Origin of the sequence: Polaribacter sp. (assembly GCF_049276715.1) — a bacterium.
In the GTDB taxonomy this organism is placed as follows: domain Bacteria; phylum Bacteroidota; class Bacteroidia; order Flavobacteriales; family Flavobacteriaceae; genus Polaribacter.
The window spans coordinates 1-1,614 of sequence record NZ_JBASWY010000043.1 but is presented as its reverse complement, the minus strand read 5'-3'; the positions used below and the strand labels follow the sequence as shown (position 1 = coordinate 1,614).

The 1,614-nt window shown below is 39.2% G+C and carries 1 protein-coding gene; it reads right to left on the bottom strand.

The genetic code is table 11. The features are described 5' to 3' along the window. Positions 1 to 1,614 (bottom strand): histidine kinase dimerization/phospho-acceptor domain-containing protein (locus tag WAO74_RS10910; protein WP_422162060.1); only part of this gene is annotated, 1,614 nt, incomplete at both ends.

The window sequence follows — 1,614 nt, the reverse complement described above, 5'->3', positions numbered from 1 at the left end:
TTCCGATTCCCGTAACCTTAATGCTTACCCAAAGGGTGTTCTCATCATCTGGGCGAATGTTAACCGTAATACTGCCACCTTCATTAGTAAATTTAAAAGCGTTAGCTAATAGGTTATTGAGAACCTTATTTGTTTTAGACTTATCTAGGGCAACCCTTAAGTTTGGATCTAAATTTATCTGCCATCTAAACTCTAAGTTTTTATCCTTGGCCAATACCTTGAAGGGCGCGAGAATACTTTCGAAATAAGAGAACAAGACCAGCTCTTCTTCACGCAGCTTTAATCGCCCTGCTTCCAATTTGGACAGATCTAAAATTTCGTTCACCAAATTCAGTAAGACCCCAGCATTTCGTTGCATATAACTTAACCAGCGCTGCTCCTTTTCGGTGAAACTATCTTTTTGCGCCATTAGTTTATTCAATGGGCTGCTAATTAAACTCAGTGGCGTGCGTAACTCGTGGCTAATATTGGCAAAAAACTGAGATTTCATCCGGTCGAGAGAGCGAAGTTCTTCCTTTTGATTTTCAATAACTTGCGTACGTTCAACCACCAGTTTTTCGAGCTCTATTTGCCTCGCCATTTGAGCGCGCTGAAGTAAATAAATAAAGAGCGAAACAGAGCCTACCAGGAAAAATAGCGAAGTGAAAATGAACCACATCCGCAGATAAAAAGGCTTCAAAACCAAAATGGGAATACTCAGTTCTCGCCTAGACCAACGCCCGCTAGACTCCTGTCCTCTTATTTTTAAGGTATAGTCACCAAAAGGAAGTTTTCCAAGCTGAATTACATTAGAAGCCTGGTAAGTCCAATTTTCATTTAAGCCCTCTAAGATGTATGCATACTGAACTTTATCTAATTCTTGATACGATAGTAAAGCGACGGTGATTTCGGTAATATAATCGCCGGGTTTCATTAGTAGAGCCTCATTTTGTGCCGCTACCTTCCAATCATAAATGCTATCTTCCTTTGCCTTAAAGATGTCTAACTTAGTAAGTATTAAATTTGGCTCGTACGTATCTTCATCAAGGTAAAAATCAAGTGGCTGAAAATAGTTTAGGCCATTTAGACCTCCGAAATAAATAATCCCATCCTCATCCTGATAATGTGAAATTCGGTTAAACTCATTATCAGATAAACCATCATTTTTAGTGTAGCTCCTGATTTTCTTAGTGCTTGGGTCTAATTGAGCGATTCCATACTCCGTGGACAGCCATATATTATTTTTTTGATCTTTATAAATGGCATAGACATTATTACTCGGTAAGCCTTCCAAACGCCCATAATGACTGATTTGTCCTTTAGTGGGACTCCACTTTACCAAACCTCCTTTTGCCGTTGCCAGCCAGAAGCTCCCATCGTTATTAGGAAGCAAGTGTTGTATATTATCATACTGTAAATAATACTTCCCCTTTCCTCCAGAGTAATAACGCTCAACTATATCACCACTTTTTAAATTCAAAGTAAAAATACCTGCCGCGGTAATAAGCCAAGCGGTGTCACTTTCATTTTCATAGATCTGATAAATATAAGGGTTTACCTCTGCCCCATGCCAAAGCGAATACTCTATTAACTTTCCTCTGTCTAAGCGGAAAAAAGAGGCTCTGAAATGGCTGT